13 protein-coding genes are annotated in these 16242 nt (G+C 73.2%); 5 read left to right on the top strand and 8 right to left on the bottom strand.

Features of this window, described 5'->3' with window-relative positions; all coding sequences use genetic code 11:
• Positions 1 to 77: 77 nt before the first annotated feature.
• The 3 genes from IPG72_08150 to IPG72_08140 all read right to left on the bottom strand — a co-directional run bounded on the left by IPG72_08150 (position 78) and on the right by IPG72_08140 (position 6278).
• Positions 78 to 3674, bottom strand: a complete 3597-nt coding sequence (locus tag IPG72_08150; GenBank protein MBK6768965.1) for a S8 family serine peptidase — start codon at positions 3672 to 3674, stop codon at positions 78 to 80.
• A 73-nt stretch (positions 3675 to 3747) separates the two neighbouring features.
• Entirely contained in the window at positions 3748 to 5709 is a 1962-nt protein-coding gene (locus tag IPG72_08145) for a hypothetical protein (GenBank protein ID MBK6768964.1), read from the bottom strand.
• Positions 5709 to 6278, bottom strand: a complete 570-nt coding sequence (locus IPG72_08140) for an FKBP-type peptidyl-prolyl cis-trans isomerase (GenBank protein ID MBK6768963.1) — start codon at positions 6276 to 6278, stop codon at positions 5709 to 5711. The genes IPG72_08145 and IPG72_08140 overlap by 1 nt, the downstream gene beginning before the upstream one ends.
• A 156-nt stretch (positions 6279 to 6434) precedes the next feature.
• Here IPG72_08140 and IPG72_08135 point away from each other — a divergent pair, with 156 nt between their 5' ends.
• Complete coding sequence (locus IPG72_08135) at positions 6435 to 7277, top strand: RNA methyltransferase (protein ID MBK6768962.1); 843 nt, start codon at positions 6435 to 6437, stop codon at positions 7275 to 7277.
• A gap of 243 nt (positions 7278 to 7520) precedes the next feature.
• Positions 7521 to 8519, top strand: coding sequence for an acyl-CoA desaturase (locus IPG72_08130; GenBank protein MBK6768961.1), 999 nt, complete (start codon positions 7521 to 7523; stop codon positions 8517 to 8519).
• On the opposite strand, the gene IPG72_08125 is transcribed toward IPG72_08130, so the two are convergent.
• Together IPG72_08125 and IPG72_08120 are read right to left on the bottom strand one after the other, a co-directional pair.
• Entirely contained in the window at positions 8516 to 8968 is a 453-nt protein-coding gene (locus IPG72_08125; GenBank protein MBK6768960.1) for a hypothetical protein, read from the bottom strand. The two genes, IPG72_08130 and IPG72_08125, sit on opposite strands and share 4 nt — an antisense overlap.
• A 56-nt stretch (positions 8969 to 9024) precedes the next feature.
• On the bottom strand, positions 9025 to 9651 hold the full coding sequence (locus tag IPG72_08120; protein MBK6768959.1) for a sigma-70 family RNA polymerase sigma factor: 627 nt from the start codon (positions 9649 to 9651) through the stop codon (positions 9025 to 9027).
• Between the two features lie 287 nt (positions 9652 to 9938).
• Here IPG72_08120 and IPG72_08115 point away from each other — a divergent pair, with 287 nt between their 5' ends.
• The 3 genes from IPG72_08115 (at position 9939) to IPG72_08105 (ending at position 12833) form a co-directional block, all read left to right on the top strand.
• Positions 9939 to 11045 (top strand): DUF4097 family beta strand repeat protein, encoded by a 1107-nt coding sequence (locus IPG72_08115; protein MBK6768958.1) that lies wholly within the window; start codon positions 9939 to 9941, stop codon positions 11043 to 11045.
• Between the two features lie 116 nt (positions 11046 to 11161).
• Positions 11162 to 11665 carry a hypothetical protein gene (locus tag IPG72_08110; GenBank protein MBK6768957.1) on the top strand — a complete coding sequence of 168 codons (504 nt, stop codon included), beginning with the start codon at positions 11162 to 11164 and terminating at the stop codon, positions 11663 to 11665.
• A gap of 94 nt (positions 11666 to 11759) precedes the next feature.
• Complete coding sequence (locus IPG72_08105) at positions 11760 to 12833, top strand: endonuclease/exonuclease/phosphatase family protein (GenBank protein ID MBK6768956.1); 1074 nt, start codon at positions 11760 to 11762, stop codon at positions 12831 to 12833.
• A gap of 122 nt (positions 12834 to 12955) precedes the next feature.
• Here the strand turns inward: IPG72_08105 and IPG72_08100 are convergent, their stop codons facing one another.
• From IPG72_08100 to IPG72_08090, 3 genes are all read right to left on the bottom strand, one after another.
• Complete coding sequence (locus IPG72_08100; GenBank protein ID MBK6768955.1) at positions 12956 to 13165, bottom strand: dodecin domain-containing protein; 210 nt, start codon at positions 13163 to 13165, stop codon at positions 12956 to 12958.
• A gap of 77 nt (positions 13166 to 13242) precedes the next feature.
• The gene (locus tag IPG72_08095; protein MBK6768954.1) at positions 13243 to 14280 is read right to left on the bottom strand and encodes a hypothetical protein; all 1038 of its coding nucleotides are present in this window, start codon (positions 14278 to 14280) and stop codon (positions 13243 to 13245) included.
• 8 nt (positions 14281 to 14288) lie between these two features.
• On the bottom strand, positions 14289 to 16205 hold the full coding sequence (locus IPG72_08090) for a hypothetical protein (protein ID MBK6768953.1): 1917 nt from the start codon (positions 16203 to 16205) through the stop codon (positions 14289 to 14291).
• Between the last annotated feature and the right edge of the window lie 37 nt (positions 16206 to 16242).

Genomic DNA, 16242 nt, shown 5'->3' with positions numbered 1-16242 from the left:
CGAGAACCACCTGCTCTGACGAGGGAAACGTCCGATTGATACGAAGGGTTAGACGACGGATCGCCGGTTCGGCGCGATCACGGCCGCGGCCGCGGAATCCGGCGGTAGGCGAACGGCAGGAAGATCTTCGCAGCGCGCGATGGGGCGGGCGGTGCGGTTGACGCCGGGGTGGCGGTCGGCTCGACCGGCAGAACGACGGTCGGCAGCCGGGGCGCACGCGTCGGCTCCTCGGTCGGCGGAGGCGTTGGCGACGGCGACGGCGTTGGCGACGGCGTCGCCGTGCCCGTCGATTCGCTGGTCGCCACCGTCGGTCCGGTCGTGGCCGTTGCCGTGATGGCCGGCGTGGCGGTCGTCGTCGCACCCAGCGGTGGCGTCGCCGGCTCGGCGTTCCGGAACGTCACGACCTGCGCGTCGCCGTCCCCAGGGGCGTCGTCCGGGTAGAGGAGTAGGATCCGGGCATCGCCGAGCGCCGCGCGGTCGGCGACGTGCGCGACGATCGGCGCCCGTTCACCGGGACGGAGCGTCACAGACGGCGTATCGACGATGACAGGCAGGCCGTCGGCGGCGAACGCCAGCGGCATGGCCAGGCGCCCGCTGCGCACACCTCCGTCCGGCACGCCGTCGACGCGGGCGCCGCTGAAACGGGCTGTCGTCTCCACGGCCACGTCGAACGCGATCGGTGCGCCCGGGGCGAAGCCGAGCGCATCGGCGCCGGCCTGCAGCACGACGATCCGGTTGTTCACGTCGACGTCCGCCGGTCCGACGACGACCGCGCCCCGGCCGCGTGCGTCCGTGGCGATCGTCTGCAGCACACCGCTCCACGGCGTGGAAGCCTCGACGACCGAGTCGTCGTCGAACGTCAGCACGCGGTCGATCGCGCCGTCGCGGTCGGTGTCGATCGACACCTCCACCGCCACGTCGAATGGCACGAGCGAACCCTCGGCGAACACGACCGCGACCTCGATCCGGCGCGCCGCCCCGCTGCCGGCCACGCGCGCACCGACGTGCACGGCGTTGAACGCGCGCGCCGATGTCGTCTCGACGGCGTCCGTCGCCAGGTGGGCGAACACCTCGCAGCGCCCGGACTGCGCGCCGGCATTCGCGACCTCCACGCTTGTCTCCGTCGTCCCTTCCGGCACGGTCGCGGCCGCTGAAGCCTCCAGGTCAGAGGCGCCCCGGGCGAACACCCACACCGGCAGGCGCACGACGTCGCCGCCGTCCAGCGGCAGTCCGCTTGCGCCGATCTCGGTCGCCACGACGTACGCATCACGCTCGGCCGCGTCCAATAGGCCGTCGCCGTTCATCGCTGATGCGCCGCCGCGCAGGGCATAGCGCTCGAGCTCGCTCGGCACGATCTCGGCGAGCAGGCGTGCCCCGGCCGTCGCCCCAGGGCCGACGGCCATCTCCGGTTCACTCAACGCGAACCGCACACCGGGCGTTGCCTCGCCCGGCCCGGACGCGACGACGGACAGCACGTAGCGCCGTGGCGCGTCGGACAGGTTCCGCAGCTCGAACGGCAGGCTGCCCGACCAAGTGGTTGCCGCCGCCAGCGCACCGAAGGACAGGGCGCCGGAGCCACCGACCGCCCGAAGCAGCGTCCGGGCCCGGACCGCGTCCTCGAGCGCCACCCGCCCGGCACCGCGCAGCGCGAACGGCGCGACGGCGAGCTCGGCGGCGTCGAGGCGCTTCAGATCCGTGAAGGCGGTCGACATGAGCACCGTGCGGACGTCGAGCGGCGTGATGCCGCCGCCGGTCACGTCCCCCTGGAGCCGGTGGCCCGCCGCCGCGAGCGCCTGGATCACGACGGCCGCGCTGCCGGCGATCATCGGCGCGGCCATGGACGTGCCCGAGAGCACGGCAGCGCGATCGCCCGTGCCGACGGCCGGTGCCCGGATCGCCGAGCCGGGCGCGGCCAGGTCGGGTTTGAACGTCCCGCCACGCGTCACGCCGCGGCTCGAGAAGCCCGAAACGGTGTCGACGAGCGACGTACGCGGGAAGCGGCCGTTGAACGCGCCGTCGAGGCGGATCTCGACGACCGCACCGGTGTCCAGTTCCGCGCGCAGGCGCTGTCCGGCGGCCGCCCCGATCATGTAGGCCGGAATCGCGACCGGCGTGCCGTCCGCGCCCATCGGCACGAGTCCGCCGCCGTCGTCGACGACGACCGCCGCGACGGCGCCCGCCGCCGCCGCCCGGATGATCTTCTCGCGAAACGTGCACCCGCCGCGCAGGATGAGGGCGACCCGTCCCCCGACGTCCGCCGGCAACGCGTCGGCCGCGCAGCCACGGCCGAGCCAGATCGCCTGCCCCTGCAGCCGCCCGATCCCGACCATCCGCACCGCCAGGCTCGGGTGCGACTCGAGCGCCTCGATGTCCTCGACCGCGCCGTCGACGATCGCCTGCACGCGGTCTCCGAGCTGTCCCGGGCCGACTGAACTGGCGACGCCGATCGCCGACGGCGCAAGTCCCGGCCCGCCGGTGACGAACGCCACGTCGCCGTCGTTGCCGGCCGCGCCGACGACGACGATGCCGGCCGCGACCGCGCGGTCGATCAGGCGCTCCTCGAACGACGACGTCGACGCCCAAGCCGAGCCGAGGCTGAGGTTCAGCACATCCACGGACGCCGCGTGCCCCGGCACATCGAGGCCGAGCTTGGCCTCGACGGCCCACTCGATCGCGTCGTACGCCAGGTTCGTGCTGCCGTTCGCGCCGAACACCTTGAGCGCCACGAGCCGCGCCCCCGGCGCCACGCCGCCGTGCCGCCCGCCCCACGCCCCGCCGGCGGCGATGCCGGCGACGTGCGTCCCGTGCCCGTTCTCGTCGACGGGATCCTCGTCCGGCACCGCCGCGCCGGCACCGGTGTACTGGCTGCCGGCAAAGTCGTACCCGCCGACGACCTTGGCGGTCGGAAACGTGCCGGCCTCGACCGCCGCATGATCGTCGCCGCCGTAGGCGTCGGCCGTGCCGGGGCCGCCGAACGCGGCGTGGAAGTAGTCGATGCCGGTGTCGATCACGCCGATCGTCACGCCGCGGCCGTCGAAGCCGAGCGTCGCCGCGACGCGATCGGCGCCGATGTGCGGCACGGCGTCGGCCAGCGCCAGGCGGTGGTTGGGTGCGGCGACGACCTCCGCCACGCCGGGCAGCGTCGCCAGGTGGGCGATGTCGGACGGGCGCGCGCTGACGAGGAAGCCGTTGGCCACCGTGCCGTACGTGCTGAGGACCGGCACGCCGAGCGCCGCAAGGTGCGACCGGAGCGGCCCCTGCTCGGCGGCGACGGCGTCAACGGCCGCCCGCGTCACGGCGAGCGCCGATGCCGGCGCACGGAGCCCGAACGCGAATGCCGTCATGTCGACGACCGGCGCCGGATCCGGCAGCCGATCGAGCGCCGGCGGGGCCGCGAGCATGACGAGGACATCGTGGCGGACGGTCGGATCGGCGTCGTGCCACGGCGGGATGGCGTGGCCGAAGCCGCCGCGGTCCGTCAGCGGCCCGCCAACCGCGCTCGGCACGCCCGCTGGCGAGCCTGGGTGGCCGGACGACGATCCGCGCGCGGGTGCGCCGCCGGCGGGCATCGCCGCGACTCGGCCGGAGGCGGCCAGGCACAGGCCGACCACCGCGGCCCGCGCAGCGCGGTGCGGCCAACGACGAAGCGGGCTGCCCTCGGGAAGGCGGATCACGCCTACCTATGACGCACGGCGGCGGCGAATGGTGTCGCGACGCGTCCGACGACGTCCCGCGACGGGTTCGACGTCAGCGGAGCACCGCCACCGCCGCGCCGGCGTCCGCGGCCAGCCGCCGTGCCGACAGCGGTTCGCCGACGGCACGTTCGAGCCAGAGGGCCGGCGTGACGTTGCCGATCGCGCAGATCCGCAGCGTCTCGGCGGCCAGCTGGCGACCGGTGAGGTGGCTGCGGATCTGGTGGCTGACGATGTGGCCGATCGCATAGTTCGGCAGATACAGCGGATAGGCGATCATGTGCTGGTAGGCGGCCATCAGCGCGTACGGATCGGGACCGAAGTCCGCCTCGAAGTGACGCGACCAGACTTCGCCCGCCAGGCCGAGGACGGCATCCCGCAGCTCGGTGTCGCCGGCGTCAGGGTGGGCGTACAGCCAGCGCCAAGCGCGCAGCTCGAGCAGGCCCGGCCCGGCAATCTGGATGGCGGACAGCGCCGACTCGAGCGTCGCCGCGGCCTGCGCGACGGCCGGGTCGACATTGGAGGCGAGCCCGAGCGCGCGGCGGGCCTCGGCCTGGAACAGGAAGGCGAACGCCTCGCTGCACGCCGTGTTCGGCACCCCGCGCAACGCCGGCCGCGGCACGCGGTGGCAGCTGACGAGCTGCTCAATGTTGTGGCCGAGCTCGTGCATGGCGATGTCGAAGCCGGCCCACGCCAAGCGGCCGTTGCGGCCGTTCGTGCGCAGCCACGCCGGGTACTCCGGCTGTCCGGGCTGCACCGCATGCCCCGCACCGCGCGCCAGCTCGACGCGCACGCGCGTTCCGAGGAACGCCGCGTCGTCCGGCGCGAAGCCGAGGCGGCCGAGGAGGGACGGGAGGTCGGACTGCAGAGCGGCGACATCCGGGTAGACGGCCGCAACGCGCGCGTCCAGGGCGTCCGCGTCCTCGCTCGGCAGCGCGGCATCGAAGTAGATGTCGAACGGCTCGAGCGGCCGGCCGAGCCGCCGCCGGAGCCAGTCGTTCATCGCTGCGCGCTCCGGGGCGTCGAGCAGTTCGACGAGGACTCGCTCGACTTCGGCCTCCGGAATCTCGCGGTCGCGGTCGCAGGCGCGGGCCATCGCGGTCGGGTGGTCCGGGTGGTGGGCGTCCAGGCGCCGGGCGATGCCGAACTGGGCCAGCAAGTGCCGGTACCGCTCCGGGCCGACGTGGGCGGACGGGTCGATCGGCACGCCGTCCAGCGTGTTCGCGGCGGCGTCCCATGGCGGGTCCTCGCCGTCCGTCAGCTGCGAGCGGGGCACGGTGCCGTCCGCATGGCGGCGCATGACCCAGGCCAGCGCCCGCTGTCGGCGCAGCCCGACGCCCGGGTCGGCCGCGCGGTAGCCGTCGCGGATCGCCTCGCGGATCAGCCAGTGCGCGACGAGCTTCCGGCCGGGCTCGAACCAGGAAGCCCCTTCGGCGTCGACGAGGTTGTCGACGCGGATGTGGTGGCCGTTGACGAACGTGTCGGCGGCGTGACGGACCGTTCGGCCGGCGTGCGACAGCGCCTCGGGCACGCGCGGGCCGAAGCGCAACGCGACGCGGGCTTCGGCCCATCGCTCGACGGTCCAGCCCGGCCCGTCCGCCAACATCGTCGCCAGCGTCGGCGGCGCGAAATTCAAGAGCGCAACGAACGCGACGCGTTGTCGGAACCATTGGTCGGCGAGGTCGGGGGCCGGGTCGAACAGGGCCGCGACGTCGTCGAACGCCGGCGCGGGCGGCCCTTCGAGGTCGGCCCAGCGGCGCAGGCCGCGGCGGATCTCGTACAAGTGGCCGTCCACGAGGGCGAGCGCCGCTTCGAGGCGGTCGAGGAGGCGGGCCCGATCGCCCGCCTCCTCGACATAATGTGAGGCACCGAACGCGACGAACGCGGCGGCGTCGCCGTCGTCCTCCAGCCAGCGCGCCGCGACGCGCGCCACGCCGGCCGTCGCGCCCGCACGGGCGGACTCGCCGCAACACACGACGACGGCGTCGACGGCGGCCGCGCACGCGTCCGAATCCATTACTGGCTGACCGCGGCCTCGACTTCGAAGATGAGCGTCGCGTTCGGCGGGATGCCCCCGTTGCCGGCGGCGCCGTAGCCGAGGTCGCCCGGGATCACCAGGATCCGCCGGCCGCCGACCTTCATCCCGGGGATGCCCTGCAGCCAGCCGTCGATCACACCGCCCGTGAGGTCGGTCGGATACGGGGCGCCGCGCGTGCACGAAGTGTCGAAGAGCGTGCCGTCCTCCAGGAAGCCGGCGTAGTGGATCGCGCTGGCCATGCCCGGCTTCACCTCGGCGCCGGTGCCGACGACGGTGTCCTTGATCTTGAGACCGCCGTCCATCTCGGTGAACCCATCGCCGGAGATGTCCGGCAACGTCGGCTCGGCCGCGCACAGCGCGCTCACCGGCATGACCGGCGCGGCGTCCTGGACGCCGGCGTCGGCCTGCCCGGCCGATTCCTCGACCGCCGCGGTCGGGGCGGCGGCGTTCGGGTCCGCGCCGTCCGTGGTCGTCGTCTGGCCGCAGGCGGCGGCCGCGAACGGAAGCAGGGCGGCGCACAGGAGCGCCGCGGTGGTCGTGCGGTTCATCAGGTCTCACTTTCTTGTCAGAGGGAGGGACGTGTGGTGGACATGCGCGCAGCGCCGAACCGTCGGCGGCGCACAAGCGGGCTATCCTAGGACGTCGCCGCACCCGCGGTCAACCCTTCGACGACCCGCCGCCGCACGCAAACGGGGTGTCCATCGTTGGCGAATCCCATCCACATCGACCGGATCGAAGACCCGCGCCTCGAGGACTACCGCGCCGTCCGCGACCGCGACCTGCTCGGCCGCGACGGTCGCCCGGGGCTGTTCATCGGCGAGCACCTCCTCATCGTCGAACGGATGCTGGCGCGTCCGGGACGCACGAAGTCGGTCCTCGTCCTGCCGAGCCGCCTCGAGCGCGTCGCCCCGCTCGTGCCCGACGATGTGCCGCTCTACGTGGCGCCGGAGGAAGTGCTGCGCGCCGTCGTCGGCTTTGACATCCACCGCGGCGTGCTCGCCGTCGGGCATCGGCCACCGGACGCCGCGCACACGCTGGATGCCGTCTTGTCCGGACACGATGCACCGGCGGGAGCGCCGACGGCACCGCTCACCGTCCTCGTCTGCGAGGACATCACGCACCACGACAACCTCGGCATGCTCTTCCGCGACGCCGCCGCGTTCGCCGTCGACGCCGTTCTCCTCAGCCCGCGCTGCCACGATCCGCTCTACCGTCGCTGCCTGCGGATGTCGATCGGCCACGCGCTCGACGTGCCCTGGGCACGCGCGACGGATTGGCCGGCCGACCTGGCGTTGCTGCGCGACCGCTGGGGCTGCACGCTGGTCGCCGCCGCGACGGGCGCCGGCAGTGTGGCGCTGGATGACGCCCCGATCCCGGAGCGCGTCGCGGTCATCGTCGGCACGGAGCGGGACGGGCTGAGCGCCGCCGCCCTGGCGCTGTGCGACACGGCGGTGCGGGTGCCGATGCGGGCCGATGTCGACTCGCTGAACGTGGCGGTGGCGGCGGCGGTGTGCCTGCACCGGCTGAGCCGGGGTCGGCGCGCTTGACCGCCGCCGCGCGCGAGCGATGCCGGCACCGGATCGACGACAGCCGCATGCCGCGGCATAGGGAAGCGCCCGAAGGGCGCCGACGACCGAGATGGATCGCAACTTTTCGGCGCATGCCGTGTTGTAACGTCGACGGGCGCGCGCATCGGGCCCTGCCGATCGAAATTCTTCGTGGCGCCATGCGGTCGGAGGCACCTCCGGCTCAACGGTTGCCGCTTACCGCCGCAGGGGCCATCACTCGCCATGCATGACGACGCCACGCGCGCCGAGACGACGCGCAAGGTTCTGCTGCTCATCTTCGTTCTCGGCCCGATGGCCGCCACGGCCTACGCCGTCTGGGCGCTCTGGATGGCGTGGGTCACACCGCTGGACGTCGGCCTGCTCATCGGCGGCTGGATCGTCACCGGGCTTGGGATCACGGTCGGCTTCCATCGCATGCTGACGCACCGCAGCTTCGAGGCGCCGGTCTGGGTGCGCGCCTTTTGGCTGGCTCTCGGCTCGATGGCGGTCGAGGGCGGTGCGCTGAACTGGGCGGCGATCCACGCCGAGCACCACGTCCACTCCGACCAAGAGGGCGATCCGCACAGCCCGCTGGCCGGCTTCTGGCACGCCCACTTCGGCTGGATGTGGAACGGCTTCGGCGGCCACCCGGAGCGCTATGTGCCGCAGCTTGTCGGCGACCCGCTCGTCCGGTGGTTCGAGCGCACGTTCATCGTCTGGGTAGGTGTCGGGCTCGTCGTGCCATTTGCCGTCGGCGGCCTTTTCGGCGGCCCGATCGGTGGCCCGATCGGTGGCCCGTCGGCGCCGGCGGCCGCTTGGTCGTGGTCGGCGGCGTGGATGGCGCTGGTGTGGGGCGGCTTCGTACGGATCTTCGTCACCCACCACATCACGTGGAGCGTGAACTCCGTCTGCCACGTGTTCGGGGGACGGATGTTCGAGACGAAGGACGTCAGTCGGAACAACCTGATCGTCGGCCTGCTGGCCTTCGGCGAGGGCTGGCACAACAACCACCACGCCTTCCCGCGCTCGGCCTTCCACGGCCTGCGCTGGTGGCAGATCGACGCCTCGGGCTACATCATCCGCGCGATGGAGTCCGTCGGCCTGGCCAGCGACGTTTACCGCGTGCCGCGCGAGCGCCAGGAGCTGCGGCGGAAGGGCGCCGGACGGCTGACCCATCCGCACCTCGAGAGCGAGCGCGCGCGCGCGTTTGCCGAGGAGCACGACGTCGTGCCGGCGCGCTAACGCCCCGCTACGGACCAGCCGCGCGGCGGTCGGCCGATCCACGACGCCATCGCCACCGCCGCCAGCGTCAGCCCGACCGCGGCGACGACGGTGGCGGTCAGCCGCGGATCCGCCGGTCGCACCGCCAACCACACCCGCGCCGCGGTGAGCATGGCCGAGCGCCACACCGGGGCCTCGGGCAATCCGCTGAACGACGTCGTCAGTGCGATCGCGCCGGAACCGACGATCGCCGCAACGAACGCGACGACGGCGTCTGCGGGCGAGAGCCGGAACCGGGGCTGGGCGCGCACCCGGGCCATCGTCGAAGCGACGAAGGCGGTCGGCAGCGGGGCGGGCGTCCAGTGCGCGAGGGCGCGGTCCAGATCGGCGTTGCTCAGCGGCGGCGCCGAATTCCGCGACGCGTCGGCCGCGCCCGAGTGCGATCCGTGATCTGCGTTCGTCCGTGCCATCGAGTGCCTCGCCATCGCCGCTTGCCTGCCTTTCCACGCCTTCGCCGAGCCGCGGCTCAGCCCGCCGCCACGCCGGCCAACCGTGTCCTGAGCTGCCCGCGGGCGCGGTGGATGCCCGTCTTGACCGTCCCGATCGGCAGGCCGGTGACGTGCGCGATCTCGTCGTACGACAGGTCGTCGAAGTGCCGCAGCGTGAGCAGGAGCCGGTAGCCACCCGGCAGCTCGGCCACCGCCGCCCGCACCGCCGCCGCCAGCTGCGCCCGCCCGACCGCCTCGTCCAGCCCATCGCCTTCATCCGCCAGCGCCGCCACCGACGCATCCCCGTCCACGTCGAGACCGGCCAGGTCGTGGCGCAGCCGCGGCAGCCGATCGAAGCAGACGTTGACCGTGATCCGATAGAGCCACGTCCGCACGCCGGCCTCGGCCCGAAAGCCGCCGATCGCACGCCAGGCGCGCACGAACGCCTCCTGCGCCGCGTCCTCGGCCTCGCGGGCGTCCTGAAGGGTGTGGAACGCCAGATTGTAGACATAACGGCAATGCGTGCGCACGAGCGCCTCGAACGCGTCCGAATCGCCGGCCGCGGCGCGGGCAACGGCGTGCGCGTCGTCGGCGCGCTGCGCCGGGCCGACGCGCGGGGCGCCGAGCGGCCAGGCGGACTGTTGCGATAGGACGGCGGATGGCATTCGGCGGTCCGTTTGGGGTGGGGAGTGGGGATCCGGCGCTCTACGCCACGGGGACGGCTGCCGAGCCCTGCGCCGCAACGCGGTCGCGCCGGACAGCCGAATGAACAGCGTTACTGAACAGCCTGACGGGATAGCAGGACGGGATCGCCATGCGGGACAGCTAACCGATTGGACGGTCGCGCATCCCCTTAGGTTTCACGCCGCGCCCTGAAACTTTCCCACGCCGCGCCGGTCCAAGCAAGTGACCGCGGCGCCGGATCGTCGCGGCACCCCATGGAGGAGCAGCCATGCGCTTGCGCACGATCGGCATCATCGTCGTCATCCTCGCCCTGCTCGCGACGATGATCGCGCTCGGCATCGCCGGGGCAATGGCGACACGGGACGGGTGGTTCGAGGGCCTGTCGAACGGCCCGTTCGGCGGCCGCTACACCGCCAGCATGGCCAAGCGCTTCGACCCTCGGTCGTTCGACGTAACGGGTCCGCTGACGGTCGACATCTCGATCGACGAGGGCAGCGTCCGGGTCGTCGGCGGCGGCGCGACGGCGACGGTTGTCGTGACGCCGACCGGCAGCGCCGGATCGGATGCGGCCGCGCGGGCGGCACTGGAGTCCATCCAGCCCGAGATCCAGTACGGCGGCGGCGTCTTGTCCGTCATCTGGCACGGCGACCCCGACCCGCGGCCACGGCGATTCGACAGCCGAACACTGGACGTGTTCGTCCAGATTCCCACCGCCGTGTCGACGACACTCTCCATCGAGACGCGCGCGGCGGACATCGCAGTGCGGGACATTCGCGGGTCCGTGATGGCCGCCACCGCCTTCGGCGATCTGGAACTGGCAAATCTGACCGGCGCTGTTCAGGCATCGACTTCCTCCGGCAACATCGAGGCCGACAACGTGCAGGCCGGCTTCGGGAAGGTGGTCTTGCGCACCGAGTTCGGCGACGTTCGCCTGAACGTCGTGCGCGCAGCATCCGTCCGAGCGGAGTCCTCCTCCGGCGACATCGTGCTTGCGCGCGTCGAGGCCGGGGGCGCAGGGGGCCTGACCGCCCGCACGAACTTCGGCGATGTCCGCCTGTCCAACACGATCGGCAACCCGATCACGGCCGGTTCGGACAGCGGCGACGTCGACGTCGAGCTGGACCGCCTGATCGGTCCCGTCACGGCAACGACCAAGTTCGGCGACGTCGGCGTCACGTTGCCGGCGGGCGCCGGGGCCGATGCCTCGCTGGTCACGCGCTTCGGGTCGATCTCGGGCCCGTTCGCGACCGGAACCGGCGAGGTCCCGGAACCCGGCAAGCCGGTGACCGGGCGGATCGGCGCCGGCGGTCCGCGCGTGACGCTGTCGACGGACAGCGGCGACGCCCGCCTCACCATCGCCGGGGCGGCGCGCTGATCGCACCCCGCGCGCGGACGACGTGCGCCCGTCGGCGTTCATGGCTCAACCGAGCACGACACGCCGTTCCATCCCCGTTCACGGCTCTCGACACGCAACCCTAGGAGTGGATCACCATGCGCGACGTATTCGAGTTCGCGATTCCGGCCACGTTCATGACCCTGTTCTTCGCCCTCGTGTTCGCCTTCCTCGGCTGGCTTCGCTGGATGCGCTTCCGCGAGACGATCGCCCTGGCCGACCGCGGCTTCGCCCCCGCCGATGCGCCGAACGGCACGAACCGGATGCTGCGCTGGTCGCTCATCCTGTTGGCGCTCGGCCTGGCCCTGTCGTGCGGCCTCGCCCCGATCGCGATCGACAACCTCCGCGCCTTCCCGGCGCTCATCCCCGGGCTGACGCTCCTCTTCCTCGGTCTCGCCTTCCTGCTCTATTGGCTCGTCACCGGCGGGCGCGACCACCTGATGAAGGCCAACGCAACCGCCGCGGTACGGCCGATCGTCCCGCCGCCGCCCGCGCCGCCGGCACCCTCATGGTCGGCGGCCGACAGCCCGACCGCAGCCGGATCGGACGACGACCTCGACCCGCTGCACGGCGACCTGGCCGCGCCGATCGAGGACGAATGACCCGACGGTCGGACGGGCAGCTGTAACCATGCCCCGTCCATCCCGCCGCCCGGCCCGCCTGCCGGCCGACCCTCAACCCGGACGGTGCCCCTCGATGAGATCCTCCGCCAGCGACCCGACGGCGACCGCACCACCCCCGCGGTCGCCGTCGGCCTGCCGTGACCGCGCCGCCGCGCTGACGACCGCTGCGGCCGCCGCCGCCGGCCTGGCGACCCTCGCCGGTCTCGGCGGGCGGTGGTGGCCGATCCTCGACCTTGCCACGCACTTCCGGCTGCACGGCCTCGTCGCCCTGACGCCCGGCCTCGCGTGGGCCGTGGCCCGCCGCCGGCGGCGATTGGCGCTGGCCCTCGGCGTGCCGTGGCTCGTCAGCGCGGCGAGCGTCGCGCGCTGCTGGCTGCCGCCGGTCGTGCCGCGGCCCGCGTCGAAAGCCGGCGTGCCGCGGCCGACGCCGAGGTCGGTGGCCGACGCCGGCGTGCTGCGCATCGCCACCTTCAACGTCTGGGGAATCAACCCGACGCCCCACCGCATCGCCCCCTACCTCGACGCGTGCGGCGCCGACATCGTCGTCCTCATCGAGCTCCGCCCGCCGCTGGCCGCGCTCCTGGCGGATCCGACCGTCTGGTCTTTCGCCCCGGTGGCCACGGCGCCGCGGGACGACTTCTACGGCGTCGGGATCTACGTCCGGCGCGACGCGGCCGCCCGCGGTATCGTGGTGTCAGACGGGCGCGCCGAAGTCCTGCTGGCCGAAGACCCGAAGCAGCGCCCGAGCGTCACGGCCACGGTCGCGTGGGCCGGTCGGCAGGCAACGCTCATCGGCGTCCACCCGCCGCCGCCGAAGGGCGCGCGGATGACGATCGAGCGCGACCGGGCGCTACAGGCGGCCGGAGCGCGGCTGGCGGCCAGCGGCCGACCCGGCATCCTTTGCGGCGACATCAACGCCGCGCCGTGGTCGACCGCCCGCCGTGCCGTCGGCCGCACCGCGCCGTTGCACGACGCGTCGCAGGGCCACGGGTACGCCGGCACGTGGCCCACCGTCCTGCCGACGTCGCTCGGCATCCCGATCGACGTCTGTCTGATCGACGCGTCGTTGTCGGCCGTGGCCTACACGGTCGGGCCGCGGCTCGGCTCGGACCACCGGCCGGTGGTGGCGACGCTCGTCTGGCGCTGAGGTCAGGCTTCGCGGCGCGCCCGGCAAGGGAGGGTCGACGGGAGCGACCGGTACTCTGTCAGTGCAGGGTCTGCGGATAAAGACCTCTGTCGGACATCCGAAGCGTGTCCAGTGACCGAGTACTAGAGCTCCGGGTCGACCACGAACGTCACGTTGCAGTTCAGCCGGAACTGCGTGATCTTGCCGTTCTCGACGACGGCCTGCATGTCCTTGATGTAGACACTCCGCACGTGCCGCAGCGTCTTGTTCGCGGCATTCACGGCGTTCTGGGCCGCGTCCTCCCAGCTCGTGGGCGACTCGGCGATCAGCTCGATGACCTTGGCGACGGACATGTTCAGCTCCTTGGTTCCCGAGGGGACGATCAGGGGCGGAGCGTATCGGCATTGTCGGCGCCCGGTCAAGCGCAGCCTTACGGCGCCGCCGATCCGGCGCCCGCCGCGGTCGGTTCGACGGACGGCCCCCCGAGCTGCACCTCATGCCGGAACGTCCAGCGATCACTCGCCGCGTCGTACCCGAACACGAACTGCCGCTCCTGGCGCTGGCTGGCCACCTGCAGCGTGTAGCCGAAGTCGTAGGCGTGCAGCGTCATCGTCGGACCGGCCGTGAAGCGGATGCGGCGGATCTTGTCGGCGGTGCCGTTCGGCACGGACGCCAGCGAGAGCTCGCGGCGCGGTTCGCCGACGGCGTCGCCCGCCTCGTCGAGCGCCACCGAGAAGAGCTCCGGCTGGCGCGCGAGGCCGTAGTAGAGCCGCTTGCCGCCCGACCCGTTGAACACGCCGACGCCGAACGGATCGAAGCCCTCCACAACGACGTCGGCCTCGCCGTCGGACAACGCGATGCGGAAGACCCGTCCGGTCTCCTCGCCGGCCGTCGACCCGGCCACCGACGCGGCGTACAGCCGCTCGCCGTCGCAGTCGTACGCCAGACCGATCACGCCGAACGGGTTCGCGCCGGTCGGCGGCGCGGCGGCCGGCAGGTCGACGAACTCGGCCATCGCCTGGCTGACGGAGTCGATCCGGTACACCTTGTTCTGCAACGCGGGCGGATTCTCTTCGAGGCTGACGAGCGGGACCGGCGCGGCGTAGATGTCGCCCCGCCGGTCGTAGACGAACGGCCCGAGATAGCCGCCGTCGTCCCAGCTCTCGTGCTGGTAGACCGCGCTCCGGCCGGCCGCCTGCGCATCGGGATCGACCACGGCCAGCCCCTTCACGCCCTGGACGGACGTCCCGAACATCGCCCGCGGCCCGACACCGAGCGTCGCGGCGAACCGCGGCAGCGCCTGGCACGCCGACGCCCCGCCGATCGCGCCCGCACCGCCGCCCGCGCCGTCGCCCGCACCGCCGCTCGGCGACGAGCCACCGCCCCAGACCTTGACCGCGACGGCGACGCCGAGCAGGGCGATCGTCGCGAGCGTCCAGCCGCTGACGCGCTTCCGTGTCCCGCCCACCGACGTCCTCACTCCCCCGACCCGATCGGCACGAACATGGGGCCGAACGCGCACGGGAACACGCGCGCGACCGTCCGGCCGTCCTCCACGGCCGGCTCGGCCCAGCAGTACTCCGCTCCCGGCGCGTTGCTGTTCACGAGCTGCGGGACGATCCAGACGACGAGGTCGTCGCCGTCCAGCGGTTCGGGCGCCGCCATGAACTTCTCGGGCCCCTGCGCCGCGTCGGCGTTGCAGCACGGGCCGATCGTCAGCAGGTCGCCGTCGCCTTCGTCGGCCCGGTGCACCGTCACGTACGTGAACGCGTTGTCGCCGCGGCTGCCGTCGCCGAGTTGGCCGCGGTTGGGGGCGATGTCGTATCCGGCGCGCTCCGACCCGACGTCGTCACCCCCTCCTCCACCCCCACCCGTGACGCGATACGCGTAGCCCTCCGCCGTGACCGGCGACGATGCGTCCTCGAGGTGCCAGCTTTCCTCCTCCCACGGGCGCCACGCCGAACCGTCCCACGTCGCGAACCGGTCATCGCCGCCCGCCGCGTCGCCGCCCGCCGTGATGTCGATCCGCACGACCGGCCGATACGTCCCGGTGTTGCCGCACCCCCGGCCGAGGTTCGCGCCGCCGACGCGGAACCGGCCATCGCGGTACAGGTCGAAGTACTGGGCGTAGCGGTAGTTGCACGGGCCCGGCCAGAGCTCGCTGCGGAAGTCCTGCGTCACGCGGAAGCCGACGACGTCCCCGCCTTCGCGGATGTCCTCGAACGACGGGCCGTTGAACGCCACGACGGACGCCGTGCTGAACTTGGGGCAGCCGATGGCGTCGCTGTAACCGAAGCCGTCCGTGCCCGAGTAGCTGACGTGCCAGTCGACGAGCTTGGCCGAGCGCATGACCGGCCGCCCCTGAAAGCGCACGTCGCGCAGCTCGAGGCCGTCGGACGGGGTGAGGACGTGCTCGAACGTCCAGCCGTCGCGCGCCACGGCCGTCGGCGACTGGCAGTACGTGGCCATCACGACCTCGTCGGACAGGCTCTGCTCCGTCACCGGCGAGCCCCCGGCCGCGCCGCGACGACGTCCCGCCGCACCGCCGTTCGCCGCCCCGACGTCCGTCCAGCGCGTCCCGACGAGCCGCCCGTCCGTCAGGTCGACGACCGCCCAGAGTGCCTGGTCGCCGACGATGAACGTGGGCGCCACGCACAGGTGCTGCGAGCGCTCGCAGCGGCTGCCGTTCAGGGCGGACTTCACGCCCTGCATGACGGCGTCGCCTGCCTCCGGCCGTCCGCCAAGGAGCGCCTCGACCTCGGGCGCCGCCCGCGCGATCTCGACCGCCAGCGCCGCGAGGTGCGCCGGGATCTCCGGCTGCGTGGCCGGCGACGAACGAACGTCGACGACGCGCTCACCCGCGACGTCGACGAACGCCGTCCACGTCACGTTGGCGGCGTAGTTGTACACCTCGACGCGGTGGCAATCGATGCCGCGGCATGCCTCGGCGGACGCGGTGAGGTCGGCCGTGACGACCGGCCGGATCTGCATGACCTCGCTCCGCAGCGGCGCCCCCGTCGCCGCGTCGTGCGCCGCGGCCGCCATGCGCGGGTCGGCGATCGCGAGCGCCTGGGCGCGCTGTGCGGCGGCATCGACGTCGGCGGTCAGCGGCAGGATCGGCGCATCGGCGGCGAGGGCGGCGTGCCAGACGGCCTCGCGCGTGGCGAGGGCGGGCACGATGGCCAGCCAATCGTCCGCCGGGCGGGGCGTGGCGAGGGCGGCCTGCAGGGCGGCGGTTGCCGCTTTCGTCGGCGCCGGGCGGGACCCATCGCTCGCCCTGTCCGCCGCATGATCCGACGTCGCTCGACCGCATGCGCCCGACAGCGCGATGAACGTCGCCGCAGCGGCGGTGCGGGCGATGCGGGGGGCTCGGCGCGGGGGGCGCTGCGGCACGAGGCGGTCTCCTGGACGGGGCGGCGGCGGGGCAGCG

Origin of the sequence: Candidatus Avedoeria danica (assembly GCA_016703025.1) — a bacterium.
Lineage (GTDB): Bacteria > Chloroflexota > Anaerolineae > Epilineales > Epilineaceae > Avedoeria > Avedoeria danica.
Note: the sequence above shows the minus strand (reverse complement) of the source record. Positions and strands in the feature narration are given on the sequence as shown.

Bases quoted from the DNA above. Each gene is read 5' to 3' on its own strand.
- IPG72_08145 (MBK6768964.1), bottom strand. From the start codon at position 5,709: ATGGATTCGGACGCGTGCGCGGCCGCCGTCGACGCCGTCGTCGTGTGT.
- IPG72_08140 (MBK6768963.1), bottom strand. From the start codon at position 6,278: ATGAACCGCACGACCACCGCGGCGCTCCTGTGCGCCGCCCTGCTTCCG.
- IPG72_08130 (MBK6768961.1), top strand. From the start codon at position 7,521: ATGCATGACGACGCCACGCGCGCCGAGACGACGCGCAAGGTTCTGCTG.
- IPG72_08125 (MBK6768960.1), bottom strand. From the start codon at position 8,968: ATGGCACGGACGAACGCAGATCACGGATCGCACTCGGGCGCGGCCGAC.
- IPG72_08120 (MBK6768959.1), bottom strand. From the start codon at position 9,651: ATGCCATCCGCCGTCCTATCGCAACAGTCCGCCTGGCCGCTCGGCGCC.
- IPG72_08115 (MBK6768958.1), top strand. From the start codon at position 9,939: ATGCGCTTGCGCACGATCGGCATCATCGTCGTCATCCTCGCCCTGCTC.
- IPG72_08110 (MBK6768957.1), top strand. From the start codon at position 11,162: ATGCGCGACGTATTCGAGTTCGCGATTCCGGCCACGTTCATGACCCTG.
- IPG72_08105 (MBK6768956.1), top strand. From the start codon at position 11,760: ATGAGATCCTCCGCCAGCGACCCGACGGCGACCGCACCACCCCCGCGG.
- IPG72_08100 (MBK6768955.1), bottom strand. From the start codon at position 13,165: ATGTCCGTCGCCAAGGTCATCGAGCTGATCGCCGAGTCGCCCACGAGC.